General features: G+C 43.9%; 17 protein-coding genes and 1 pseudogene. 15 read left to right on the top strand and 3 right to left on the bottom strand.

Annotation, left to right across the window (positions count from 1 at the left end; all coding sequences use genetic code 11):
* Positions 1-38: 38 nt before the first annotated feature.
* The 5 genes from CGSMWGV1500E_RS00830 (at position 39) to rsmI (ending at position 6,617) form a co-directional block, all read left to right on the top strand.
* A complete protein-coding gene (locus CGSMWGV1500E_RS00830; protein ID WP_004129260.1) occupies positions 39-1,568 on the top strand; it encodes a PTS ascorbate transporter subunit IIC in 1,530 nt (509 codons plus the stop codon).
* A 250-nt stretch (positions 1,569-1,818) separates the two neighbouring features.
* The gene (locus CGSMWGV1500E_RS00835; RefSeq protein ID WP_004129257.1) at positions 1,819-2,370 is read left to right on the top strand and encodes a YbhB/YbcL family Raf kinase inhibitor-like protein; all 552 of its coding nucleotides are present in this window, start codon (positions 1,819-1,821) and stop codon (positions 2,368-2,370) included.
* 75 nt (positions 2,371-2,445) lie between these two features.
* Positions 2,446-4,053, top strand: a complete 1,608-nt coding sequence (locus CGSMWGV1500E_RS00840; RefSeq protein ID WP_004129253.1) for a C69 family dipeptidase — start codon at positions 2,446-2,448, stop codon at positions 4,051-4,053.
* A 48-nt stretch (positions 4,054-4,101) separates the two neighbouring features.
* Positions 4,102-5,619 carry a formate--tetrahydrofolate ligase gene (locus CGSMWGV1500E_RS00845; RefSeq protein WP_004129250.1) on the top strand — a complete coding sequence of 506 codons (1,518 nt, stop codon included), beginning with the start codon at positions 4,102-4,104 and terminating at the stop codon, positions 5,617-5,619.
* 17 nt (positions 5,620-5,636) lie between these two features.
* Positions 5,637-6,617: a 16S rRNA (cytidine(1402)-2'-O)-methyltransferase gene (gene rsmI, locus CGSMWGV1500E_RS00850; protein WP_004129247.1), complete on the top strand. Its 981-nt coding sequence runs from the start codon at positions 5,637-5,639 to the stop codon at positions 6,615-6,617.
* A gap of 109 nt (positions 6,618-6,726) precedes the next feature.
* On the opposite strand, the gene CGSMWGV1500E_RS00855 is transcribed toward rsmI, so the two are convergent.
* Both CGSMWGV1500E_RS00855 and CGSMWGV1500E_RS00860 read right to left on the bottom strand, forming a co-directional pair.
* Positions 6,727-6,996, bottom strand: coding sequence for a hypothetical protein (locus CGSMWGV1500E_RS00855; RefSeq protein ID WP_004129243.1), 270 nt, complete (start codon positions 6,994-6,996; stop codon positions 6,727-6,729).
* On the bottom strand, positions 6,987-7,613 hold the full coding sequence (locus CGSMWGV1500E_RS00860) for a hypothetical protein (protein ID WP_004129241.1): 627 nt from the start codon (positions 7,611-7,613) through the stop codon (positions 6,987-6,989). Before CGSMWGV1500E_RS00860 ends, CGSMWGV1500E_RS00855 begins: the two co-directional genes overlap by 10 nt.
* A gap of 310 nt (positions 7,614-7,923) precedes the next feature.
* Between CGSMWGV1500E_RS00860 and metG the strand changes: the two genes are divergently transcribed.
* Complete coding sequence (metG, locus tag CGSMWGV1500E_RS00865; protein ID WP_004129240.1) at positions 7,924-9,795, top strand: methionine--tRNA ligase; 1,872 nt, start codon at positions 7,924-7,926, stop codon at positions 9,793-9,795.
* 490 nt (positions 9,796-10,285) lie between these two features.
* On the opposite strand, the gene CGSMWGV1500E_RS00875 is transcribed toward metG, so the two are convergent.
* The gene (locus tag CGSMWGV1500E_RS00875) at positions 10,286-11,740 is read right to left on the bottom strand and encodes an aminopeptidase C (protein WP_004129237.1); all 1,455 of its coding nucleotides are present in this window, start codon (positions 11,738-11,740) and stop codon (positions 10,286-10,288) included.
* A gap of 564 nt (positions 11,741-12,304) precedes the next feature.
* Here CGSMWGV1500E_RS00875 and CGSMWGV1500E_RS00880 point away from each other — a divergent pair.
* The 9 genes and pseudogenes from CGSMWGV1500E_RS00880 to CGSMWGV1500E_RS00920 all read left to right on the top strand — a co-directional run bounded on the left by CGSMWGV1500E_RS00880 (position 12,305) and on the right by CGSMWGV1500E_RS00920 (position 26,770).
* Positions 12,305-13,287 (top strand): annotated as a pseudogene (locus CGSMWGV1500E_RS00880) (ABC transporter permease).
* Positions 13,288-13,314: 27 nt separating this feature from the next.
* On the top strand, positions 13,315-14,262 hold the full coding sequence (locus CGSMWGV1500E_RS00885; protein ID WP_004129231.1) for an ABC transporter permease: 948 nt from the start codon (positions 13,315-13,317) through the stop codon (positions 14,260-14,262).
* 21 nt (positions 14,263-14,283) lie between these two features.
* Complete coding sequence (locus CGSMWGV1500E_RS00890; protein WP_004129230.1) at positions 14,284-16,173, top strand: ABC transporter ATP-binding protein; 1,890 nt, start codon at positions 14,284-14,286, stop codon at positions 16,171-16,173.
* A 323-nt stretch (positions 16,174-16,496) separates the two neighbouring features.
* A complete protein-coding gene (locus tag CGSMWGV1500E_RS00895; RefSeq protein WP_004129227.1) occupies positions 16,497-18,239 on the top strand; it encodes an ABC transporter family substrate-binding protein in 1,743 nt (580 codons plus the stop codon).
* Positions 18,240-18,449: 210 nt separating this feature from the next.
* On the top strand, positions 18,450-20,264 hold the full coding sequence (locus CGSMWGV1500E_RS00900; RefSeq protein ID WP_004129225.1) for an ABC transporter ATP-binding protein: 1,815 nt from the start codon (positions 18,450-18,452) through the stop codon (positions 20,262-20,264).
* Positions 20,265-20,266: 2 nt separating this feature from the next.
* On the top strand, positions 20,267-22,063 hold the full coding sequence (locus CGSMWGV1500E_RS00905; RefSeq protein ID WP_004129223.1) for an ABC transporter ATP-binding protein: 1,797 nt from the start codon (positions 20,267-20,269) through the stop codon (positions 22,061-22,063).
* A gap of 96 nt (positions 22,064-22,159) precedes the next feature.
* Entirely contained in the window at positions 22,160-23,140 is a 981-nt protein-coding gene (locus CGSMWGV1500E_RS00910; protein WP_004129220.1) for a TatD family hydrolase, read from the top strand.
* Positions 23,141-23,313: 173 nt separating this feature from the next.
* Complete coding sequence (locus CGSMWGV1500E_RS00915; protein ID WP_004129219.1) at positions 23,314-25,893, top strand: KUP/HAK/KT family potassium transporter; 2,580 nt, start codon at positions 23,314-23,316, stop codon at positions 25,891-25,893.
* Positions 25,894-25,954: 61 nt separating this feature from the next.
* A complete protein-coding gene (locus CGSMWGV1500E_RS00920) occupies positions 25,955-26,770 on the top strand; it encodes an HD domain-containing protein (protein ID WP_004129217.1) in 816 nt (271 codons plus the stop codon).
* Positions 26,771-26,806: the final 36 nt, after the last annotated feature.

The following is a 26,806-nucleotide window of genomic DNA, read 5'->3' as shown; positions in this document are numbered from 1 at the left end:
TTGCTTTTCCCTAGGGAATAAAAAAGAAGGAAATAAAAATGAACATTGTAGTTCAGGTTTTAAATTTCATAAGTCAGCAGATTTTGAATGTGCCGGCTTATTTGATTGGTATTATTGCAGCAATCGGTCTTATTGCGCTAAAGCGTAGTGCAGGACAAGTTATTGCAGGCGGCTTAAAGGCTGCTATGGGTTACCTCATTTTGGGCGCAGGTGCCGGCGTTGTCGTTGGTGCTCTTGCTCCATTTGGTGACTTAGTTTTGAAGTCTACTGGTGCACACGGCGTTGTTCCTACTAACGAAGTTATTACAGCTCAGGCTGCAGGACAGTACGGTGCTACCTCTGCATACATTATTGTGCTTAGCTTTGTTCTTATGCTTCTTGCTGCACGCTTTACTCCACTAAAGTACATCTTCTTGACTGGTCACCACATGGTGTTCATGTCTATGCTTCTTGCTTTGGTGCTTTCTGTAGGCTTCGGCGCAAGCAACCAGCTTCTTATTGTTATTGTTGGTTCCATTATTATGGCTACTGTTATGGTTGTTTTGCCAGCTTTTGCTCAGCCATTCATGAACCGCATTACCGGAAGCGATAAGCTTTCAATCGGTCACTTCAACTCCTTAAGCTACATTGTTTCTGGTGCTGTTGGTGCGGCTGTTGGTAAGAAGTCAAAGTCTACTGAAGACATCAACTTCCCTAAGGGCTTGAGCTTCTTGCGTGATTCCATGGTTTCTACCACTTTGTTGATGGTTGTGCTTTATCTTGTGTTTGCAGTATGGGCTTCTGTTGTTTTGCCAGCAAAGGAACTCTTCAAGATTTTCGCATATCATCCTGCTGATTACAGCGCATTCTACATGGCTGCTTTTGCTCAGGCTTTGCAGTTCGGCATTGGCGTTAGTGTAATCCTCTACGGCGTTCGTATTATCTTGGGCGAATTGGTTCCTGCATTCCAGGGCATTGCTAACAAGGTTGTTCCAGGCGCACGCCCAGCATTGGATATTCCAATCGTATTCCCATACGGTGCTAACGCTTCCCTCATTGGCTTCTTGGCTTCCTTCGTTGGTGGCCTTGTAGCTCTTGGCATTATTGCAGTGTGGATGGGACCGGCTTGGGGCTTGGCCTTGATTCTTCCTGGCATGGTTCCTCACTTCTTCGATGGCGGCGGTGCTGGCGTATTCGGTAACGCAACCGGCGGTCGTCGTGGTGCCATTCTCGGTGGTTTCATTAACGGCTTGATTATTACATTCCTACCAGCAGTATTGCTCACTGTTATGGGTTCCTTCGGTTTGGCAAACTCCACCTTCGGTGATGCTGACTTTGGTTGGGTTGGCACTGTTGTTGGTAACTTTGCACACCTTGGTGCAGGCGTTGGTTCTGTAAGCTTGATTGTTTTTGCAGTTATAATCTTTGCTTTGGCTTGGGTATGGCAGGTTAAGGTTGTTAACGCCGGCTGGCTTCCTGCAGTAAAGCATGCTGAGTTCATTGAAGGTATTAAGGAGCAAGAGCGTGCTGCCAAGAAGGCTGCTGTGGCTGCTAAGGCTGCTGCTCACGAGGAGGCTGCAGAAAAGTAAAATCTAGTATAAAATCTCCATTTTCTAAATCAGTGCGCCCAGTTCTTTTATGACTGGGCGCATTGACTTGCCGGAGCGCTTGTTCCTCACTGAATTCCTGTTTATCGTTACTAGTGCAGTTTGCGCGCTGCGTTAGTAACGAATATTTGCGTTTTATTGTTACTGGCGCAGTCGTAGCGCTGCGTTAGTAACGAATAAGTAATTTATTAACGCAGTTGATTAGTGCTATGTAATAGTAGATACTTGAATTATGAATATTTCTACAGATTTCACTATTATTCCGGACGATTATTCTAAAGCTGCACCGTCGCAGAATAAAATTAACGGAGTTCCAGTAGTTTCATTCCCGTTTTACATTGACAATATGCCATCTTTTGTGCACTACCTACATTGGCGACTTGTTGACGATGATGCAATACCGGTATGCGGTTTTGAATGGATTCATTGGACGGCTGCAAACGTGCCAGTAGATGCGTTAATGTTTGATTTTAACGATTCTCATGCTTTGCAAATTCCGGAAGATTTTTCGCGCAAAATGCCGTCGATGATTCCGGAAGCAGTTCAAGGACGCAATTCACAAGCAAGCAGATTCGTTGGTTGTGAAGATCCAGCAATTACTATGCGTTACAACGGTCCTCAGCCTCCGGATAAAGATCACGAATACATGCTTGAAGTTTTCGGCACGGAACAACCTTTGCCAAATCTTAAACAAGGCTTCTACATGAATGAATTGTTGCGCGAAATTCGTAACTGCACTAGCGGCGTAGATGCGGGCGGAATGTTCTTTACTGGGCGCGCCTAATTTAAGTAACTAGCGATAGAATCAATCAGGAATAAAAAATTAGTAAAATATTGAAACTCACAATGGGGGCTGCAAATGGCATGCACAACAATTCTCGTCGGACGCGGCGCAAGCTACGACGGATCTACGCTTATTGCGCGTAACGAAGACTCCGCAAATGGCGAATTTAATCCAAAGCGCTTAGTAGTAGTAAAGCCAGAAGATCAGCCTCGCGTTTATAAGTCTGTTCTTAGTCACGTGACGGTTGAACTTCCAGACAATCCAATGCAATACACAAGCGTGCCAAACGCTGATTTGCGCGAAGGAATTTGGGGAGAGGCCGGCGTAAACGAAGCAAACGTTGCAATGAGCGCAACCGAAACGCTTACGTCCAACGAGCGCGTGCTCGGAGCGGATCCAATGGTTGAGCTTCAAAAAGCACAGGGCAAAGTTGGAGATGCTGATTATAAGCCGGAAGTGCCTGGTGGAATTGGCGAAGAAGACTTCCTGACGATTGTTTTGCCTTATATTCGTAGCGCTCGCGAAGGCGTTGAGCGTTTGGGTGCGTTGCTTGAAAAATACGGCACTTACGAAATGAACGGCGTTGCTTTTTCGGACGTAAACGAGATTTGGTGGCTTGAAACTGTTGGCGGCCATCATTGGATTGCTAAGCGCGTGCCGGATGAAGCTTACGTTGTTATGCCAAACCAGCTTGGTATTGACGAGTTTGACTTGGATGACGCTTTTGGTGAGCAAGAAGAGCACATGTGCTCGGCTGATTTGCTTGAGTTTATTAAAGAAAATCACTTGGATTTGTCGGTTGAAAACGCTTCTCCTTTCAATCCTCGCGATGCTTTTGGCTCTCATTCGGATTCTGATCATGTTTACAATACTCCTCGCGCATGGTTCATGGAGCGCTTCTTGAATCCGTATGACGAAGTGTGGGATGGTAAAGACGCTGATCATCGTCCGGACAGCAACGACATTCCTTGGGCTCGCCAGCCAGAACGCAAGGTAACCATTGAAGACGTTAAGTACGTTTTAAGCTCGCACTATCAGGGCACTGAATATGATCCTTACGGAAAGCTTGGAGACGAGCATACTCGCCACATGTTGCGCCCAATCGGCATTAACCGTCAAAGCGAGCTTGCTGTAATGCAAATCCGTCCTTACATGCCGGAAGAAATGCGTGCAATTCAGTGGATTACTTACGGTTCTAATCCTTTCAACGCTTTGGTGCCGTTTTATCCGAACGTAAATCGCACTCCAAAATATTTGGAAGATACAACTACTCGCGTAACAAGCGAAAACTTCTATTGGGAAAATCGCATTATTGCAGCTCTTGCCGATGCTGCGTTTAACGATACAGCTAATACGATTGAGCGTTACCAGGAAACTGTTGGCTCTCTCGGGCATGCAATGGTTAAGCGCACAGATAAAGAAATTGCTGATTTGCTTGGCGTTTCTTTAAGCGATTACGAGCCAGAGCGTGAATGCGATGAAGACGGTTATTGCGGCGATGTTGTGCGCAATCCGGAAGAAATTATTGCCGCTCTTCGCGACGCAAAAGTTCGTGAGGCTTTGGCTAACGCGAATGACGGCATGGCAGAAAGGTTGAAGAAGGAAACAGACGCGTTGCTTGATAATGTTCTTTACATTACAAGTATGCGTATGAAAAATGGCTTTAACCGTTCTGATCATTAAATTATATAAAATATGCATTTATGCATTATGCCTATGAAAGTGGGGAACATGAGCATTATTGATAAATACACAACAACATTCGGCTTGGTTAAAAAGATTGATGCATTCGGGTATTTGGACTATTTAAAGCAGAATCCTGATCAGCCTCGCAAGCATGGAAAAGTGCTTCTTGTTACTGCAGACACTCCGCTGAAAGCATCTCGTGGTGAAGGTAAAACAACTACTACGATTGCTTTGGTTGATGCCTTGCGTGAGCGCGGTGTTGACGCGGCTGCGGTTCTTCGTCAGCCAAGCATGGGCATTACGGCCGCTGGTTCTAAAGGCGGCGCAAGCGGCGGCGGTAAGTCTTCGCTTTCTCATCCTGAGCTTATTGATTGGGGCTTGTGTGGTGAGATGGCTGCTATTGCTTGCGCGCAGAATTTGCTTGTGTCGTTTGCAGAAAAAGCAGTTGATGAAGGCGTGCTTGATACGATTTTGGTTCCTCGCGTAAGTGAAGTTCCATCTCGTTCACTTCGCAGCATTGCTGTTGATTATGGCAAGGGCACTGTTCCTGAGCGAGTCGTTTTGACTCCAACATGCGAGCTTATGCAAATTGTTGTTCTTTCGCGCAGCATGGATGAGATTTCCGAGCGCGTTGCTTCAATGATTGCTGGCACAAAGGATGGTGTTCCTCGTAAGTTTGGTGATTTCGTTGATTTGTGGCGAATTACAAATATTCTTTCCGACGCTGTAAATCCTGCAAAGACAGAAACTATTAACGGTTCGCCGATTTATGTGCATTGCGGTCCGTTTGCAAACGTTTCGCTCGGTATTCCAAGCCTTGTAAGCGTTGAAATGGCTTGCGCTGAGCATGATGTTGTTGTTGTAGAAGCTGGTTATGGTACGGATGCTGGTGCTCAAAAGTGGCTTGATATTGCTTCCCGCGAATTTGGCGCAAAATGGCCTGCCGCTGCAGTTGTAGTTACTCGCGCAACTACTTGGCGAGATGACGAAACTTTGGCTTGGCGCTACCCATTCCATGTTGCTCGTCTTGAATCTCTTAATATTCCTACTTTCCCGCTTATTAATTTGTGGGAAGGTGAGGATGATCAGGTTCCTGAACTATTGGCGCAGGCGAAATCTTTGGGATTTAGGAAGCCGATTGTTGGCAATCTTTTTCGCGACGGCGGCGATGGTTTGGCAGATCAGCTTGACGATTTTGTGTCTGTAATTAGTGCAGATACTAAAGCGTATGCTCCTGAATCCAGGCGCGGAAATACTCTTATGAATCGAATTAAGCTTCTGTGTGAAGAAGCTTACGGCGTTCCAGCTGATCGTGTTATTGAAAAAGATGGCTTTGCTGATTCTCTGTCTGCAGCGCAAGATTTGTGCGCAAATGCAGGTGTTGATTTCAACAGCCTTGCGTTAGTGGCAGTCAAGTCTCCTGCAACCATGACGGACGACGATCACAAGCCTGCTGGGGAGCGCACAGTTACCTTAAAGAAGGTGGAAGTTCACGCTGGTGCTGGAGTTGTGCAAGTAAACCTTACTGCATCTCTTACAACGCCAATGCCAAAAATTGTGTGAATTGGCAAGGAGTAAAAATGAGCGAGACCGAATCTGAAGAAATTAAAAATAATACTTCAGGAAATCGTAATTTACGTAGCAAAGTCGTTCTCGCAGAATCGCCTATTGGTAGTAAATGCGGCAAGGTTTTTCTTGCCGCAACGCCAATTGGTAATATTGGTGACGCTTCTTCTAGGCTAATAAATCTCCTAGAAACTGCAGATATTGTGGCAGCTGAAGATACGCGTAGGCTTTACGATTTGGCGAATCGACTTGGGGTTCATGTTTCTGGGCGCGTTGTTGCGTATCACGATCACAATGAGCGAAATAAGGCCGACGGTTTGCTCGACGAAGTAGAGCAGGGTGCTAAGGTTCTTGTGGTTTCAGATGCCGGAATGCCAACTATTAACGACCCAGGTTTAGCAATTGTTCGCCGGGCTATTGAACGTGGACTTCCTGTTACATGTGCTCCAGGCCCTAGTGCGGTTCTTGATGCGCTTGCGCTTTCTGGATTGCCAACTGATCGCTTCTGCTACGAAGGTTTTTTGCCAAGAAAGTCTGGTGAACGACAGCAACATTTGCGTTCTCTTAAAGCAGAGCGCAGAACAATCGTGTTTTATGAGGCTCCGCACCGAATTGCAGAAGCTATGGAAGATCTATTAGCCGTGCTTGGCCCTAATAGACCAATGGCATTATGCCGAGAGCTTACTAAAGATTTTGAGGAAATTCGCCGCGGGAATGTGCAAAGTATTTACGACGGCGTGCTGGCTGATCCTCCTCGTGGCGAAATTGTGCTGGTTATTGGGGGAGCTAACGATGATGAAGTTAGAGCAGAAAGTCAAGATTTAAGCGTAGATGCTCTTGCTGAGCTTGCGGCTGATTGCGCAGAAAAGGAAGGTTTGCGCATTAAAGAAGCAATTACGAAAGTAGTAAAAGAGCATCCGCTTTTAGATGGTTCTTTTGCAAATCGTAAGCAAGTTTACGCAGCATGCCTTAAACAAAAAGGTGAGGCTGAGTAGGGAATTTTCGTATAAATTTCAAATAATCCTAAAACTATTGCCGTAAGCCTGCCTTAAAGCCTGCTGTAAGTCTTGCTGTAAGCCTGCTGTAAGTCTGCCGTAATAGATGTCATATATCGCTATCATAAGATGCAAATAACACTTCAAAACTGTGACGAACATCCGGTCCGCCTTGTTGAGAAATGTATTCTAAAAGATGAGCGTCTGCAGAAGGATTTGCAATAACCCATTTACGCAATTCGGGTATATGTTTTGCAATATGCCACAAGATTTCCGGATTTGTTGAGGGGTCGCTTGCAACAACAGGCGTAAGGAGTATTGGCGGCTTGGGAGGAGAGCTTGCATGCTCCTTCGTGAATGAGTTGAATTTCATTTCCATGGTTTCCTTATTTCATTCGCAATATCATTCAGCCAAGTTCTTGCGCGCACAGAGCCTGGAAAATAAGGATTGCTGTCAATAATACGTCTGCACTCGTGCAAATCTACGCGATAGTGAGATATTAGTAAGTTTGCAATGCTTTTTCTGTATAACTCGTAATTTTCACTATCTCCTTGTGTATATGCTAAATCGCATATTGTTCTCTCCGGAGTTGTTATGCGAGTTTTTCCAAGAGTAACATAGTCTTTTTCGTTTAATTTCCTACGAAATGATCGAATTGTGTGACCGTGTGGTTTCCTTCTATAATGACCGTAATCAATAACATCTATATTTTCAGGAAAATTTCCACCAAGCCACACCCACGCAGCTGTAAATAAGCAAGCAACGCTTTCCGAAGGTATTAAATCGTTTACTATATTGCTTCTTCCGCACATAGAAATAGCCGTTTTGTGCGAGTAGCCGGTATTAGATGTTAAGCGGTTAAATATTCCAAATTTAGAAAGCTTTTTCATGCACATTGGCCCAGGTAAATGGTTGTTATCAAGAAGAGGCGGGAATTCTTCGTTGTCTATTTTGCCGATTTTCCAAATCGTATATGCCATTTGTTGATCAATCATATTCTTCCTCTCTTTTTATTGATTTAAGAATTGAGATTATGAAAATTTTTAGAGGTAAATAAGATTAAATAAATAAATTGTGGATATGTGAATTGCTATTTGAATAGATACTTAATCAATATTGAATCGTTATTGTTTTTAAGTGCATATAATTCGTATTAGCTAAAAGTTTTGCACATATTCACAATTAGAATATTCGTAAGAATCTGCTATTTTTACGCTATTTTTGCGCTATTTTCTGCGCTTTTCTCTAAATTTTTCTTTGATATTCGTCTAGAACTGTCCGCGCTGAACAAGATAATATTTGCCTATGAGTCATATTTTGGTGAATGTTGCATGGCCTTACGCTAATGGCCCTCGTCATATTGGTCACGTTGCTGGATTTGGTGTTCCTTCAGACGTGTACGCGCGTTACGAGCGCATGAAGGGTAATGACGTGTTGATGGTTTCTGGAACTGATGAACACGGCACGCCTATTTTGGTTGAGGCAGATAAAGAAGGCGTTTCTGCGCAAGAGCTTGCAAACCGTTACAATCGCGTAATTACTAAGGATTTATGCGATTTAGGTTTAAGCTACGATTTGTTTACGCGCACAACAACCGCAAACCATGAGCATGTGGTTCAGGAAATGTTCCGTCAGTGCTTAAAGAACGGTTATATTTATAAAGGTACGCAGAAGGTTGCAATTTCGCCTTCTACCGGACGTACTTTGCCTGATCGTTATATTGAGGGAACTTGTCCATTGTGTGGTGCGGATGGCGCTCGCGGCGACCAGTGTGATGCTTGTGGAAATGAGCTTGATCCGGATGAGCTTATCAATCCTGTTTCTAAGATCAACGGAGAAACTCCTCGCTTTGAAGAAACTGAACACTACTTCTTGGATTTGCCGTCTTTGGCTGAGGCGAATGTTAATTGGCTTCATTCGCGTGAAGGTTGGCGTACTAACGTTATTAACTTCTCGCTTGGTTTATTTAAGGAAGTAAAGCCTAGAGCTATTACGCGCGATATTGATTGGGGTATTCCGGTTCCTGTTGAAGGTTGGATTGATAACCCGAATAAGCGCTTGTATGTGTGGTTTGACGCTGTTATTGGCTACTTGTCTGCCTCTATTGAGTGGGCGCGCAGGCAGGGTAAGCCGGATGCTTGGCGCGACTGGTGGTGTGATCCTAAGTCTCCTGGATACTACTTTATGGGCAAGGATAATATTACTTTCCATTCTCAAATCTGGCCTTCGGAAATGCTCGCATATAACGGAGCTGGATCAAAGGGCGGCGAGTCTGGTGTTTACGGACCGCTTAATATGCCTGAGCAGGTTGTTGCTTCTGAGTTTATGACTATGGAAGGCAAGAAGTTCAGTTCTTCGCGCGGAATTGTTATTTACGTGAAGGATATTTTGGCTCGTTATCCTGTGGATGCTGTGCGATACTACATTTCTATTGCAGGCCCTGAAAATTCTGATGCTGATTTTACTTGGGCTGAGTTTGCTCGTCATAATAACGAAGAGCTTGCTGCAAGTTGGGGCAATCTTGTTAACCGTGTGGCAAATCTTATCAATAAGAATTTTGGCGAGATTCCTCCTTTGGATGAAGATTCTATGACTTCAATGGATCGCGCTTTGCTTGATCAGACTTCTGATGCGTTTGCTTTGGTTGGTAGCTTGATTGAGCGTCATCGTCAGAAGAATGCTCTTACGGAAGCAATGCGAGTAGTTGCGGATATTAATAAATATATTTCCGCAACTGAGCCGTGGAAGATTAAGGATGACGAAGCTCGTCTCGGAACCGTATTGCACGTGGCTGCGCAGGCTGTTTCGGATGCTAATCATCTTCTTGCTCCGTTCTTGCCTCATGCAGCGCAAAAGGTTTGGGAAGCTCTTGGTGGCACTGGCGTGTTCTCACCGTTGCCTCATATTGAGGAAGTAGAGGATTTGGATAATCCGGACTTTAAGTATCCGATTATTACGGGTGATTATCGTTTGGGTGAAACTGTACATCCGTGGGAGAGTGAGGAATTGGTTGCGGGAACGCCTGTTCCTAAGCCAACTCCTATTTTTGCTAAGATTCCTAAGGAAGCGGTTGATGAGGAGCTTGAACGTTTTGCTTCTGCATTGGCTGAGCGTCAGCGTGTTGAAGCAGAAAGACTTGCTGCTGCAAAAAAATCTTTGGAAAATAGTGGCGAATAGGTTGAAAATTTTAGGTAAATCGTTATAAAATAACAAAAAATATAGCAAGTTTTCTTAATAAAAAATATTTTAAGGAAATTTTAAGGAAAAACTCTTTCCTTTGGACGAAAGTTTAGCTATACTAACATATGTTAATGGTTCGCCATTAGCGAGGTTCGTTCGCGAACCCCATAATTGAAACCTTCTTCTCTCTTTCTCTCTGCCCCGGCGGGTTTCCTCCCGCCGGGCTTCTTTTTTATCATTTGTTTCATCGCTTGAAAGCATTCGCCAATCCAAACAGCTACAAATGCCGGAAAATTACACGGCAAATGTTTCCAAAACCCACAAAAACGAAAACAAATGCCGTGGAAAGATCACGGCGTTTGTGGTCAAATGCTGTCGAAACGAAAACAAATGCCGTGGAAGATCACGGCAAATGTTTCATAAAAGCGCTAAAACAAAAGCGCAGACTGCAAAAAGCAATCTGCGCTTATAAATTTAAGCACTTAAACTAGCGGCAGCGCTTTGAAAGTGGCTCCCACGGCTCAAGCATTACAGGCTCTTGCTTTAAGATGGCAAGAGTTGCTTCGTCAAGATACTTCTTATTGATGATTACTTCAGTAACGTAGCGGTCGAACCAGTCGGCAGAGCCAACGTAGTAGCCATCTTCGCCTGCATCCTTACCCCAGCTGTTCTCAATCTTCCAGCGATCCGGGTTGCCGTTTTCGTCTAAGTTCACGCCTGTAAATGTCATAGCGTGATTTCCTGGAATATCCATGTATTCCAAACCCTTCGCCTTATCGAATGTAAATTCAACATCGAAGAGTTGGTCAACGCGAACTACTGCAGGATCAAAGAAGCCGCTATCGCGCAAAGAGAACTGTGTGCAATCGCAAGCAAACCAAATTGGGTGTCCGTCGCTTAGCTGCGCTACAGCTGCCTTTCGGAACACTTCAAGAGGAACGTTCACAAATTCAAGCTCATCTGTTTCAGCAACATTCGTGCTGTACTTGAGTTGATAGCGCTTGTTGAAAGGAGTTCGTTTCATAGGCGAGTTGCACAATGTTACGAAGTCGTTTACGTCAACAGGAACATATTTCTTAGCGAACTCAAGTGGAGTAATGCCGTATTCGCGAATCATCGGACGTTCGTCTTTGCCAGTCTTTGGCTTGTCGTCCTTGCTGTCCTTCTTTTCTTCGTCGGCTTTTTCGCCATCCTTGTTTTCGTTCTTTTTCTCGTCCTTCTTATCGTCGTCATCTTTAGTACGTGCGAAGAAGTCGAACTTTGCTGGCGGCTCGCCGAGCGCAATAGTGGTCATGCGGTAAACGGTTTCCAAATCGCGGATTTTCATTTCGCGCAATTCTTCCAAAGAAGAGCCGTTCTTATAAGCTTCGCGCAATTCGCAAGCAAACTCGCGCAACTTTGTATTGATGTACTGCACAAAGGAGTCGGAATCAGTTGCATTCTGCGAATCAGGGTAGGCGCTCTTTGGCACAAGTCCGTACTTGTTTACCAGGTTGACGAACATTTGCCACCAACCGCCGTCATCAATCGGACCGTAGTTAATGCTTTCAAAAACTCGACTATCAAGTTCTTCATCCAAAGTTGCCAACACGTTTTCCAAATACGCGTTTGCTTTTTCAATCTTGTCCCAGAAGAACAGGTAGCTTTCTGAAAACTCAAAGTCGTCTAAATTCCACTTATGCATTAACTCGTATCGCAAAGTGTTAAGGGATGCAAACATCCAGCAGCGTCCGGAACGTTTTTGATTTGTAATGCTTCCTTGCTTTAATTCCACAGAGAATTCGCGTGGCAGTGCGCGCTGGCCTTGATAGCTTGTTGCAGCTTTAAGCACGCCATTTGTTACTGCTGCATTTGCTGCTAAAAGATTTGCACGCTGCTCGTTGAAATGCTTGGAATAATTTTTTACATGTTCCAGAGTTACGGCTTTAACGTTTTCAGCCATGAGTTTACTCAGTCTCCTTTTAGAGTTGATAATACGAATAACAGATATTGTATACTGCACAATGTCTTGCGTGTGTTTCTTGTTTATAGCGATTTCCGGCCTTTGTGCGAATAACCTTAATTATTTTTGTAAAACTAGACTTTTTCCGTTAAATATTCAGTTTTTGTAATTAATTTTTGAATTTATTATATTTGCTGATAATGCGTATTTTGTATGTATAAAAATAATTTTTTGACCCTGTAATACATATTCTTTCGTAATTATATATCAAAGAAACGTTGAAATTCTGCGTTTTTGTGTAAGTTGTAATTTGTATAATGTAACTTATATATTCTAAATTTTGCTTTTATATATTTAAAAAAGCATTGTGCAAAAATATTTTCTGTTAAGCTCTTTGTACATAGCTTGGCTAAAAATATACTAATTATGTGTCCCGGATTGACGAGGGTCAGTTCAAGCGCGCCCTTTTGAGGGCGAAACGCTAAAGCGGTTACGCTGTAGATTTGACGATTTGCAGCATGCCAAATGGAGGTAAACAATGGTTAGGCGTAGAAAAGAGTCACAATGATACGATACATCGTTAAACGATGCCTGAATTATGTGGTGATGCTGTTTGTTGCCGTATCCATGACGTATTTCTTGGCAAGTGCTTTTATGAGACCGCGTTCGAACTACATGTCTAGGCATCCGCATCCGCCAATTGCATCTATTAACCGTTCTTTGGATCTGGCAAATATTAACGACCAGACTCCAGTGTTTACTCGTTATTGCCGTTGGATTTACAACATTTTACTAAGTGGGATTGGGGATTGAGCCCAGATCAGGCTCCAGTTGGCCCGGCAATCATGTCTCGTATTGGCGCATCTGTTCAGCTGGTTACTGGCGCTACAATTCTTGGTATTGTTCTCGGTGTTAGCGTTGGTGTTTACACTGCTATCCGTCAGTACAAGTGGCAAGATCGAGTTCTTAATTCCACCGCAACCTTCCTGCTGGTTGTTCCTGCAGCAGTTTTGGGTTTGATGGTTGTGCTTGCTGCTATTAGCATTAACCACGCAGCAGGCGTGCGACTTTTCTACGTTACTGGTTTGCACTCTTACCAGGGTTCTGACCCGTTTATGTTCCTTCTTGACTTCCTTCAGCATTTGATTTTGCCAACAATTGTTATGACAGTTCCTGGCATGGTTGGGTATCATTTAACTCAGCGAACTTATCTTCTCGATACTATGAATGCTGATTACGTTCGTACAGCTAGGGCGAAGGGCTTACCTTTGAATATGGCTATTCGTCGTCACGCTTTGCGTACTTCTTTGATTCCAACAGCTGTTGACGTCGCATTCTCTATTGCAGGCGTTTTCACCGGTGCAGTTATTACTGAAACCGTGTTTGCTATTAACGGCCTTGGTAGCTACTTCGTTCAGACCATTATGCAGAACGACATCAACGGTTCGGTTGCTATTGCTGCATTTGGTGCCGTATGTACCTTAGTTGGTGCATTGCTTGCAGATATCTTCTCTGCTTGGCTTGATCCACGTATTCGTTTGAACTAATTGTGCAACAGTGTAGGTGACATTGACATGAATAAAAAAGATGTATCTTCAGAACCTCTTGAGTCTGCTGCAAATAAAACGGCTACTTCTAACGCATGGGGCAATTTTAAGCGCACTGGAAAGATGACGCTTTACACGCGTCGTTTCTTCCGTCGACCATCAGCTGTTGTTGGCTTGGTTATGCTCGTAATTTTGATTCTTTTTGCTTTGTTTGGCTCAAAGATTTCAAAGTGGAGTTATGACGAACCAGACTTTTCTTCTCTCGCAACGCCTCCTTCTGCAGAGCATTGGCTCGGCACTACGCCAGGCGGCTCAGATATGTATGCAATGGTTGTGCGCGGACTTGGCCGTTCACTTTCCATTGGTATTGTTAGCTCTATTACCATTACAGTTATTGCTGCTTTGGTTGGTACTGCTATTTCTTACTTCGAAGGATGGTTCGAGCAGGTTGGTATGTGGCTTTTGGACATGCTGCTGATTGTTCCTTCCTTCCTGCTGATTGCTTTAATCATTAGTGCTTCTAGTGGTGGTAGCGATTGGTTGTGGTTGGCATTTGGCTTAACTGCTTTTGGTTGGATTGGTTACGCTCGTACTCTTCGTACGTTGACTTTGAGCCTGCGTGAGCGCGAGTATGTTCGCGCAGCTAAGTTCGAAGGTGTTTCTTCCTTCCGAATTATTGTTCGCCACTTGGTTCCAAACTTGGGTTCTGTGTTGATTATTAACACGGTTCTTGGTGTTATTGGTGCGATTAACGGCGAAACCGCTTTAAGCTTCTTGGGTCTTGGTATTAAGGCTCCAGATACTTCTCTTGGTACTTTGCTAAATGCTGGTCAAAGCGTAGTTCAGACTTCTCCTTGGGTACTTTTGGTGCCGTCTGCAGTTTTGGTTTTGTTAACCTTCTCTGTGCAGCTTATTGGAGATGGCTTGCGCGATGCTATCGATCCATATTCTAAGTCTGTTGGTAAGGCCGAGTAGGGCTTGATTGGGGGTATGAACATGACTGATATGGATAATAACGCAATTAAGGAAGAAACTACGATGCAAGATCAAAACAACGAACCATTGCTTTCTGTACGTGATTTGCAGGTTAGCTTCGCTTCTGAAGCTGGTACTGTGCATGCTGTGCGCGGAATGAATTTTGATTTGTACCGCGGAAAGACTATTGGTATCGTTGGCGAATCTGGTTCTGGTAAGTCGGTCACGTCCTTGGCTGTTATGGGCTTGCTGGATAAAAACGCAAGCGTTAAGGGCTCTGTGAAGTATAAGGGCGAAGAGCTTTTAACTAAGTCCGATTTAGAGATGAGTAAGATTCGTGGCAAGAATATTGCCATGGTTTTCCAGGATCCTCTTTCTGCTTTAACTCCAGTTTTCTCTATTGGTGATCAGCTTAAGGAAGCTTTGGTTATTCATAACCCGGGCATGAGCGAAGAGCAGATTCGCGAGCGTTCTATTGAATTGCTTGATTTGGTTGGTATTACTAAGCCTGCTGAGCGTTTGAAGGCTTTCCCTCACGAGTTTTCTGGTGGTATGCGCCAGCGCGTGATGATTGCTATGGCAATTGCTAACGATCCGGATATTATTATTGCAGACGAGCCTACTACCGCTTTGGATGTTACAATCCAAGCTCAGGTTTTGGAAGTTTTGAAGAAGGCCCAGAAAGAAACTGGCGCTGCAATGATTTTCATTACTCACGATTTGGGCGTTATTGCTGGCGTTGCAGACGAAGTTATTGTTATGTACGCGGGCCATTTGGTTGAGCATAATAGCGTTGAAGAGATTTTTGCTCACCCAACTCAGCCTTACACAATCGGCTTGCTCGGTGCTGTTCCTCGCGTTGACCAAAAGCGCACTCGCCGCTTAACCCCAATTTCTAAGCCGACTATGGATATGCTTATGGCTGAAGAAAAAGGTGGGGACGACGGCACAATGATGGGCCTTGAAGCCGAAAGTGAAACAGTTCGCGCCTTGCTCCACGCTGAAACTGAAAGGCCAATCAAGCCTATGTTTGATGGCATTCCTCGTGAGCAACGAAAAGTTGTTTTGGATGTTAAGAACTTGGTTAAGACCTTCCCAATTACTAGCGGCGGCTTCTTGCGCCGTAAGGTTGGTGAGGTTCGTGCTGTTGACGGCATTGATCTTGAAGTTCGTGAAGGCGAAACTGTTGCTTTGGTTGGCGAGTCTGGTTCTGGTAAGTCCACGACTTTGATGGAAATTATGAGCTTGAAGAAACCTGAGTCTGGTTCTATTACAGTTTTTGGTACTGAGTTGAACGATAAGTTGACTCGTGAGCAGCGTCGCGAACTTCGTTCTAAGATTCAGTACGTATTCCAGGATCCAATGAGCTCTCTTGATCCACGTATGTTGGTTTACGATATTCTTGCAGAGCCTTTGCTCGTGCAAAAGAAGTCGAAGGAAGAAATTCGCCAACGTATTGCTGAACTTATGCAGCTTGTTGAGTTGAATCCTGATCAGGTAGATCGCTTCCCAACTCAGTTCTCTGGCGGCCAGCGTCAGCGTATTGCTATTGCTCGTGCTTTGGCTGTGAATCCTAAGCTTTTGCTTCTTGACGAGCCTGTTTCTGCTTTGGATGTTTCTATTCAGGCTGGAATTATTAACTTGCTTGAAGATTTGCAGGATAAGCTTGGCGTTGCTTACTTGTTCGTGGCTCACAACATGGCTGTTGTTCGACATATTTCTAGCCGAATTGCTGTTATGTATCACGGTCGAATTGTTGAATCTGGTGAAACGGATGAGGTGTTTGATAATCCAAAGCACCCTTACACTCAGGCTTTGATTAGCGCTGTGCCAATTCCGGATCCTACAATTGAGAAGAACCGTAAGCGTATTATTCTTTCTGAAGAAGATAATTTTGACGATGTTAGGTAATTCATGACTTGTCGATTTTAGTTAATCTTCATCAATCTGAATAAATTACTTAGTCGCGCATGTTTATTACAACATGCGCGATTTTTTATTGTGTAACATAAATTTAAAAAACGTAATATATTTTGTTTTTTAGCAAAAATAAACTAAAAAATTTTCTGTTTTGCCCATTATAGATAATAAATTATTCTTTTTTACCTAATTTTCATAAACTTAAAAAGAAAAAAATCAATATTTTGTGAAAACGATTTGTCGAATGTCATAGAGTTGTATATACTCATACAACATACCGGAAGACGGACATCATCCGGGGAATGAGAGGAATCATGAAAAATACAAATGCAGGTAAACTGACTGTATTTGCCGCAGCTGCACTTTCTGTTGCGATGCTGCTCGGCGCTTGCGGTGGTGCTACTAACGATGCTGGTAAAGCAGGTATGACTGAAGAGCCAGCTGCTGGTGTTGACACTTCTTACACTGGCGAACTTCCAATGCCAGATGTCAACAAGCGTTACGATAATCCACAGGCACGTGACAACGTTAAGGACGGCGGCACTTACACCGTTGCTCTTCCTGTTCTCGGCCCAAACTGGAATTACGCTTCTAACGATGGTAATTCTAGTTACATGGCTACTTTGTGGGGCTTCTACCAGCCAAATCTTATGGCTTATGACACCGTTAAGGGTGAAAAGCTTAAGTACAACCCTGACTACATCACTTCCGTCAAGAAGGTTAGCGATAAGCCACTCGTTGTTCAGTACAACTTGAACCCAAAGGCCAAGTGGAATGACGGCACTGATATTGATTACACCGCATTTAAGGCTACTTGGCAGGCTTTGAACGGAAAGAACAAGGATTACTCCGTCCCAAGTACTGAAGGCTATGACTGCATCAAGAGTGTTGAACAAGGTTCCACTCCAAAGCAGGTTATAGTGACTTATGAGAAGCCATGCGCAACATGGGAAATGCTTTTCGCTCCACTGGTTCATCCAAAGGCCGGTGACGTTAAGACCTTCAACCAGGGTTGGGTAAACAATCCTCACAACGAGTGGGGTGCAGGTCCATTCCAGATTGAATCCGCAACCGAAAATCAGGTTGTTTTCACCCGCAATCCAAAGTGGTGGGGTAAGAAGGCAAAGCTCGATAAGGTCGTTGTAAAGCGTATGGAAGATACCGCAGCTTTGAACGCCTTCCAGAACGGCGAAATCGACGCTGTAACCGATAGCATTTCTGCTAAGGACGCAATCAAGTCTGCTCGTAGCGTTAAGGGCGCTCAGCTCCGTTACGGCTACAGCACCAAGGTTCGCGTGCTTAACTTCAACGCCAAGTCCAAGCCACTTAACGAGCTTGCAGTTCGTAAGGCTATTGTTCAGGCATTCGACGTTGCTACCTACAACAAGATTCAGTTCCAGGGCATGAACTGGAAGAGCGAGCAGCCAGGTTCTGAGCTTCTATCCATGTTCCAGGCTGGCTACAAGAACAATCTTCCTGCTGACGGCAAGTACAACACCGAAAACGCTAAGAAGACCCTTGAAGCTGCTGGTTACAAGATGGGCAAGGATGGCTACTACGCCAAGAATGGCAAGACTCTTGAGATTTCCTTCACCTTCTTCGGCGACGATTCTACTCAGGCAGCTCTTGCTAACGCATTCCAGGCCATGATGAAGAAGGCTGGCATCAAGTGCAAGACTGTGAACCAGGCTGTTGCTAAGTTCTCCGAGGTTGTTGCTTCTCACAAGTACCAGGTGCTTCCATTGGCATGGCAGTCCACATCTCCATTGAGCTTCTTGTCTTCAGCAAGCCAGGTTTACAAGTCTGACAGCGATTCCAACCTCGGTCTCGTTGGCAACAAGAAGATTGATGCCATGCTCGATAAGGTCGGCAAGACCTACGATTACAAGGAACAGACTGAGTACTCCAACAAGGCAGAATCTGCAGCTCTTGCTTTGTACGGCACTCTTCCAGTTTCCGCTCCTCCTATTTACCAGGTGTTCAAGAAGGGCTTTGCTAACAACGGCCCTGCTGGTTACGCAACCACCTACCCAGAGGATATGGGCTGGCAGAAGTAAGTAAATTTGTAGCGACAATTCGCGCAAGTTTACTAAGCTGATTGCTTAACTTAGAATGTGGCGTGTAGTCTTTTGACTGCGCGCCACATCTTTTTGCATGCAATCGCGTAAAAAATAATCGCGTAAAAAATAATCGCGCATAAAATAATGTAAACTTAATAAAACTTAATAAAAATAAATCGCAAAATCAAACAAAGGAGAATCCGGCGCATGTACGTCAACCCAAATAAACGCAAAGACGCGAGTAACGTGCGCTGGGTATTGCAATACTGCAAGCAAGACATGTGGAGAGTAGGCGTATCGCTTATACTTTTTACAATTAACGACACAATGGCAATGACAATGCCACTGCTTTCGGGCTTTATTGTAGACAAAATCATTATTGGTAAACAGCATAATCTGCTTGTTGGCGTATGTGTACTGATGGTTGCAATGATGATTATTCGCGTAGGCTCAAGGTACATTTACCAGCTTCAAATGGAAAGATTTGGCCAAAACGCAGTGTACCGCCTAGTAAGCGACGAGTACGAAAAGCTGCACTCTTTGGACTTCACGTACTTTAATCACACGCGCACAGGCGATATTATGAGCCGAATGACGTCGGATACGGATGCGATTCGCCATATTCTAAGCTGGGTTTCGTATATGGCGTTAGATTGCTTAGTAATGTTCGTGCTTGCGCTAGTAATAATGTTTTCAATCCAATGGCAGCTTGCTTTAGCGCTTATAGCAATTACTCCATTTTTGTTCCTGCTTGCAAGAGTTATGGGCAAAAAAGCTAGGCCAAAATTCCTTGCAATTCGCGAATCTTTTGCGCGCATGAATTCAATGGTGGAAGAAAATATTGAAGGTAATCGTGTTGTAAAAGCTTTTGTGCGCGAGGCTTACGAAACCAAAAAATTCGACGAATGTAACGAAGACTACTTTAATCGAAATATTACGCTTGCAAAAAACACGCAAAAATACATGCCTTGGCTTGACGGAATGGGATTTGTGCTCGAGCTTATAACAGTTGGCTTCGGCGGATGGCTTGTTTTGAACGGCAGCATGACTTTAGGAACATTCGTTACTTTTAACAGCTTCCTTTGGATGCTTAATATGCCTGTACGAATGACGGGATGGCTTATTAACGACTGGCAGCGTTTTAACGCGGGCTGCGTTAATATTCGTAAGCTTCTTACGCAAAAATCGCATATTAATCTTCCAAAAGAAGCGGAAGCAAGCGTTAAAGTAAAAGGCGAAATCACTTTTGAGAATGTTGATTTTGCGTTCCCGGACGATCAAGACTCGCCAATCTTAAAGAATATTGATTTAAGTGTTCCTGCCGGAAGCAAACTTGGTATTCTTGGTGAAACCGGATCTGGCAAATCAACTCTTGTAAGTCTTATTGCAAGATTCTACGACCCGACGCGTGGCCGCGTTTTAATTGACGGAAAAGACGTGCGCGAATGGCCTCTGGAAACTGTGCGAAATGAAGTTAGCATAGTAGCTCAGGAAACTTTCCTGTTTTCGGACACGATTGCAGGAAATATTGGCTTCGGTTTGCCTCAAGATAAAGAAAATTGCAAAGAACTAGACGATACGATTCGCAGAATGGCTAGAATCGCAGCGGCTGACGATTTTATTATGAGCATGCCAGAAGGTTACGAAACTGTAGTAGGAGAGCGCGGAGTTGGTCTTTCTGGCGGCCAAAAGCAACGCTTAAGCTTAGCTCGCGCTTTAGCAAACGATCCTGCAATCCTAATTATGGATGACACAACTTCTGCTGTAGATATGGAAACAGAAGAGCATATTCAGCAAGAGCTAAAGAAACTCGACGGCACGCGCACTGTAATCACAATTGCGCACAGAATTTCATCCGTAAAAGATGCAGACATGATTGTTGTGTTAGATCACGGCAAAATCGTAGAGCGAGGCACTCACGCGGAGCTTGTGGCTCAGCATGGAAGATACTGGGAGATTTACAGGAAGCAGCTTGGATTGCAAAGCGGCAAATCTGCAGGATTTGAAACGAAGGGGGAGTAGAAATGGCGCAACGAAACACTTATCGCGAAGACGAAGAACAAGAAGAGCATGTGAATGTGCATGAGCTTATGCGCGTTAAAAAATACATGAAACCGTACGCAACTAAACTTCTACTCGTAATTCTGGTAGTTATAAGCGGAAGCATAATTATGACAGCAATGCCAATGATTACAAAAATGCTAATCGACGTGGTATTGCCGCAGAAAAGCTACACGTACTTATACGCAATTATTGCGGTTTTTATTGTGCTTATTGTGCTGTATGAGCTGGGCTTAGCGTACAGAACGCTTGCAATTACGCGAATTGGGCAGATGATAATTAGAGACATGCGCCGCGATATTTTTACGCATGTGCAATCGTTATCTTTTGATTATTTTGATTCGCGCCCGCACGGAAAGATTCTGATTCGCATAGTAAACTACATAAACACGCTTTCGGATACGCTTTCTTCGGGATTTATTAACGTATTTTCAGACGTTTTTGTGCTGATTATTACATTAATAACAATGTTCGTTATAGATTGGCGAATGGCGTTGTGGAGCTTAGCGCTATTTCCAATATTTATAATCTGGACGCGCGTTTTGCAAATTCTGCAACGAAAAGCGTCTAAAAAACTATCAAACAAGCAAAGTAATTTAAACGCGTATTTGCACGAATCAATTGCAGGCGTAAAAACAACGCAAACTTTTGCAAGAGAGTCTGCAGCATACGAAACTTTTCAGAATCAGCAAGCAGAAGTAAGAAGCGCATGGATGCGAAACGTTAGGTTTCAAATGCTGCTTTGGCCTGGAGCTTCAGTTATTGAAACCGCTGCAATAGCGCTTTTGTACTACGTTGGAGTGTCGAATTTAGGCGGAATGAACGTGAGCACGGGAACGCTTATAGCATTCGTATGGTACTCGACTACATTTTGGGATCCAGTAGTAAATATTGGAAACTTTTACACGCAGCTCGTAACATGCTCAGTTTATTTGGAGCGAATTTTTGAAACTCTAAGAATTAAGCCGAATATTGTAGATAAGCCGGATGCTAAAGAATTGCCGCAAATTAGTGGCAAGGTCGATGTAAACGACGTTGTTTTTCGTTACGAAGAAGGCGGAAGGCCGATTTTGAACCTGGTTGACTTGCACGTTTCGCCTGGGCAGACCGTTGCTTTAGTAGGCCCAACAGGAGCTGGAAAAACTACTTTAGTAAGTCTTCTTTCTAGATTCTACGATGTTTCAGAAGGTTCGATTACTATAGACGGCCACGATGTGCGCTCAGTAACCTTAGCGTCGCTTAGAAAACAAATGGGCGTAATGCTGCAAGATAGCTTTATTTTTAGCGGAACTGTGCGCGAAAACATTCGATACGGAAAACTAGACGCAACTGACGAAGAAATTGAGGCGGCGGCTCGAGCTGTTCACGCGCACGAGTTTATTAGTGAAATGGATAAAGGTTACGACACTGAAATTGAGGAGCGAGGAGCTACTCTTTCCGCAGGTCAACGGCAGCTTATTTCTTTTGCGCGCGTACTTTTGGCAGATCCTCGTATTTTGATCCTCGACGAAGCAACCAGCAATATTGATACGCGTACGGAAGAAGCTCTACAAGCAGGATTGGCTCAGTTGCTTAAAAATCGTACGTCTTTTGTAATCGCACACAGGCTTTCTACTATTGAAAATGCTGATTTGATTTGCGTAATAGACCATGGTGAAATTGTTGAGCGCGGTACGCATGAGGAACTTATGGAAGAAAAAGGATCTTACTATCGCCTTGTTAAATCTCAATACGACGCAATTCGCAAAACAATTTTGTAAGCATACAAAGTATTTGTAGAAAAGTATTTGTAGAAAATCGCTGGAAGAAAAATCGCTGGTAAAAATACTGTTTTATTTGCGAGTAGACTTAAAAATATGAGTAAACATCATCGCGAGCATAATTGGGCGCCTGAATTAACCGAAGAATCTAAAGTATGGGAAAATCTAATAAAAAGCGGCGTAACAATTGCGGACGACCACACGCATATGCTTAGTGTCGTTGATTTTGCGCATAATCTTAACCAAGAATTAGCAGAAAAAGGACGCGACTTAATAGCAGAACCAACTACAGATAATCTGGTTGAGCAAGCAAAATCTGCTGGAGTTTCCAACATGCTAGAAGTAGGTTGCGAATACCCAGACTGGGAGCCGACAATTTCGTTTGCCGCATCACACGCGGCTTGCGTTCGTGCAGCAATTGCAATACACCCAAACGAAGCCGTTTTACACGGACACAGGGGAGCACAAGGTCCAGACGGATTGCCAATAGTTTATAAGCCGTATCACGATATTCCATTCGACGAAGCTATGCAACATTTGCGTTCGCTTGTAATTGCGCATCCAAAAGAAGTTGTTGCAATAGGAGAAACCGGTTTGGATTATTTTCGCACAGGAGAGTCTGCGAGGCTTGCACAAAGAGAAGCTTTTCGTGACCATATTGCGCTCGCAAAAGAGCTGAATCTTCCGTTGCAAATTCACGATCGTGACGCGCACGAAGACGTAGTAAAAGTTTTATTACAAGACGGAGCGCCTGAACGAACAGTGTTTCATAGCTACGCAGGCGGCGAAGATTTAGCCCAAATACTAAAAGAACACGGCTGGTACGCAAGTTTTTCCGGAACTTTAAGTTACAAAGGAAACGAAGAATTGCGTAAGTCTGCCAGGATTATTGGCGAAAGTCACATAACTGTAGAAACAGATGCGCCGTATTTAACGCCAATGCCTTACAGAGGGCGGCCAAACGCGCCTTATATGGTTCCGTATACTTTGCAAGTGCTTGCTAATGTACTCGATATTTCGCTTGAGAAGGCGGCTAAAGTAACTAGAGAAAACACGAAGAAAATTTACGGATTTTAAGCAAAAAGCCAATCTTAATAATCCTTATTTTTCAACGATTTCTAAAGATTTTTTGCACTATATAGCTATCGTTGTATACAATATCCAAGTACGGAAATAAAACTGTGAAGGGCAAGGTGACTGCATCTTCTTGTGGCATCAAGAAGAGCCTTACCTAGGAGGAACAATTAAGCATGACGAAGTCACGCACTACTGTGCCGTCACAAGATGGCACAAAGGATCCTCGCAACGGCGCGAAAGATTCCGAGAAGAGTCCGAAGACTACTAAGAGTTCGAAGGATGCTATATTACGAGCTGCGTCTTTTACAAAGGCACCAAAGGTGTCTCAAAAAACAACAACTCGTGAAGAGCGAAAAGTAATGGCTCAACAGCAGGCTCAGGAAGTTAAGGAAGCAGAAAAGCTTGTTGCCAGTGCTGTTAGAGGTCCTTTAGGCAGATGGTGGGCAAAGCTGCAAACAAGCTCTGACCGCTTTACCTTGGGCATGGCTATTGTGGCTCTTGGTGTTGTTTATGGCGATATTGGTACATCGCCTTTGTATACTGCTCAAACTTTTTTGGCCGGTCAAGGCGGATTGCAAAATATTAATCGCGAAACCGTATTCGGCATGCTTTCGCTCTTATTCTGGTCAATTACGTTGATTACAACAGTCAAATACGTATTCGTTGCAATGCGAACCGACAACAAAGGCGAAGGTGGCATTTTTGCACTGTACTCACTTTTGCGCAAAAAGGGTGCGTGGCTTGCAATACCGGCAATGATTGGCGGAGCTGCATTTTTGGCAGATTCTGTGCTAACTCCTGCAGTTTCTATTTCTTCCGCAGTAGAAGGTTTGCGCACTATTGCAGCGTTTAAACCAATATTCTTAGAAAACGAGAATTTGTCGATGATGATTACGGTTGTTATCATCGTCATACTGTTTTCTGTTCAACAGCGCGGAACTGAGCGTATTGGTAAAGTATTCGGCATAGTAGTTATGCTTTGGTTTGCTTTCCTTGCGCTAGTTGGAGTTATGAATATTGGCCAAGATTGGACTATTTTTGAAGCGCTTAACCCAATTTATGGTGTGGAATTCCTGTTCAGCTCGCACAACGTGCAGGGTCTGGCAGTTATGGGCGTAATCTTCCTTTCTACTACTGGTGCGGAAGCGTTGTATTCAGATATGGGCCATGTTGGTCGAGGAAACGTATACGCAACGTGGCCGTTTATTAAAGTTGCTCTGCTGCTTAATTACTTTGGGCAGGGCGCGTGGATGCTGCAACATCAGAACGATAAATCATTGTGGTCTGTTGAAGGATTAAATCCATTCTTCCAAATGCTCGAACCTAATGTTCGATATATTGCAGTTATTCTTTCTGTAACGGCTGGCATTATTGCTTCTCAGGCTTTGATTACTGGTGCATACACTATGGTCTCTGAAGCTACTAGCCTTAATTGGATGCCGCATTTGCAGGTTCGTTACCCTGCACGCACTCGTGGACAGCTTTATATTCCTGTAGTGAATGTTGTGCTTTGCGTTGCAACTATTACGGTACTTGCCGTTTTCCGCGATTCTGAACATATTTCTGGCGCGTACGGCTTGGCATTAACTCTTACAATGCTCGCAACAACCATTTTGCTTACGGTGCATATGTGGTATCAAAAGAAGCGTTTTGCAGCTCTTGGTTTTGCTGTGGTCTTCCTAATGATTGAGCTTATGTTCTTCATTGCCTCCATGGCAAAGTTTATGCACGGTGGCTGGTTCACTATGCTTCTTGGAGCTTCGATTTTGACAATCATGGTTACTTGGAAAGACGGTACCAAGATTGAGCGTTCGCAGCGATTGCATATGAAGCCTAAAGACTTCCTTCCTGTGCTCGATAAATTGCATGGTGATTTTAGAATTCCGTATTTTGCCGACAATATTGTTTACTTGACTTCTGATCGCGAAATGAAGCGACTTGATACTGGAATTTTCTTCTCCATTTTTGCTGACCACCCTAAGCGAGCTAGAGCTTGGTGGGCTGTATCTGTGGAAACTGACGACGCTCCGTTTACGCGCGAGTATTGCGTTGAAAATTTTGGTACGGATTATTTGTTCCGTGTAAAAATAAAGTTAGGTTTTAAAGTTTCTCCATCTATACCTGCATATTTGCACCAAATTATGCACGATTTGTCGCATACTGGCGAACTTCCTCGTCAAAAATCTGTGTATCCAAAGGTTGATGCGGATCCAGATATTGGTCCAATCCGTTACGTCCTGCTGCATAAGGCTTTAATGCCGGAGTCTAATATTTCTGTGCGTGGCGCATTGTCGCTAAAAATGAAGTATGCGATTCGTCATATTGCTGGAACTCCAGTTAAGTGGTTCGGCTTGGCGCCTTATAATCCTGTGGTCGAAGTGCAGCCGCTGTTTGTTTCTACGCGCAGACCTCCACGCTTGAGTCGTGAAGATTATTCGCAGCGTGCAGTGCAATCGTTGCAAGGCGCTTCAGCTGTTGAAACTGCCACGCAGGCTGATTCTGATATTCGGCCTACTGATGCGGAGCAGACTGCAGTTATGAACGCTCGTGATATTGCTGCAGCTAATGTTCTGTTTGCAGATGAAAAACTTGCAAACACTGGGAACATTAGTCCTGTGCCGCTTAAGGCGCAAGCAAAGGCATCTAACGCGAATTTTAGTGGCGATAAAACTAATCTTGACGCCGCCAACGTAACTCATGCCGTTGTACAGGCTGTAGAAGATGCTGCGCGTGCGGAAAATAAAGAATCTTGAATAAAGAATTGTAAATACATGATTGTTAATACAGAATCATGAATACGGAATCGTGAATAAAATGCGTAACAATTCAGAAGAAACGCTACAGTGCGATGCAGTAAAAAATGCCGATTTGCCTGATTTTAGCCAGGTAGAGCAATTGCATCGCACTACTGCGCCTTCTGAATCTGCTTACAACCTTATTCACGGTCATTGTGTGGTAATTGCCACAATCTCTTGGCAAATTGCGCATCATTGCAATATGTTGCTTGAGTCTAAAACAAAGTGTTCGTCTTCTATTTTGGAGCGTTCTAAACTCGCACAATCTTGTATTAAAAAACTTATTGGGGATAATTATTCTGATCTTCCGCCTATTAAAGGTGGACGTGCGCCAAAGCAACCTATTGATGAGTACGCTGCTTTTATTGGTGGAATGTTGCACGATATTGGCACGTATTTTGTGCTGAAGAAAGATGGATCCGCAAATTTTGATGGCGAATTGAGTTTTGACGGTCCGAATTATATTTTGCACGGATTGCGTGGATACAACTATTTGCTTAAATGTGGTTTTAGCGAGGAAGCTGCCCAGTTTGCGCGCAATCATACTGGAGTTGGGTTGACTCGCGAACAGGTTGCTCTGCAAAACCTGCCGCTTCCTGTGGACGACTATAAGCCGCAAACTGTTGAACAAGAAATTGTTATGGTTGCGGATAAATACAATAGTAAGTCTATTCCGCCTCGTTTTTTGACTGTTGAAGAGTATCGTTGCAAAGCTGCACGATTTGGTGAAGAAAATGCTTGCCGTTGGTTGCAGTTGGTGGATCAATATGGTGAGCCGAATATTGCTGCTTTGGCGGATTTCTTTAACGCACGTATTTTTAGTTACTTTTTCTAGTTTTTCGACACGCCGGTGGATGCTAGTGTTTTCAGT

This window comes from Gardnerella vaginalis 1500E (assembly GCF_000263595.1).
In the GTDB taxonomy this organism is placed as follows: domain Bacteria; phylum Actinomycetota; class Actinomycetes; order Actinomycetales; family Bifidobacteriaceae; genus Bifidobacterium; species Bifidobacterium vaginale_E.
The sequence above is the reverse complement of the archived record's forward strand: the minus strand, read 5'-3'. Positions and strand labels throughout refer to the sequence as shown.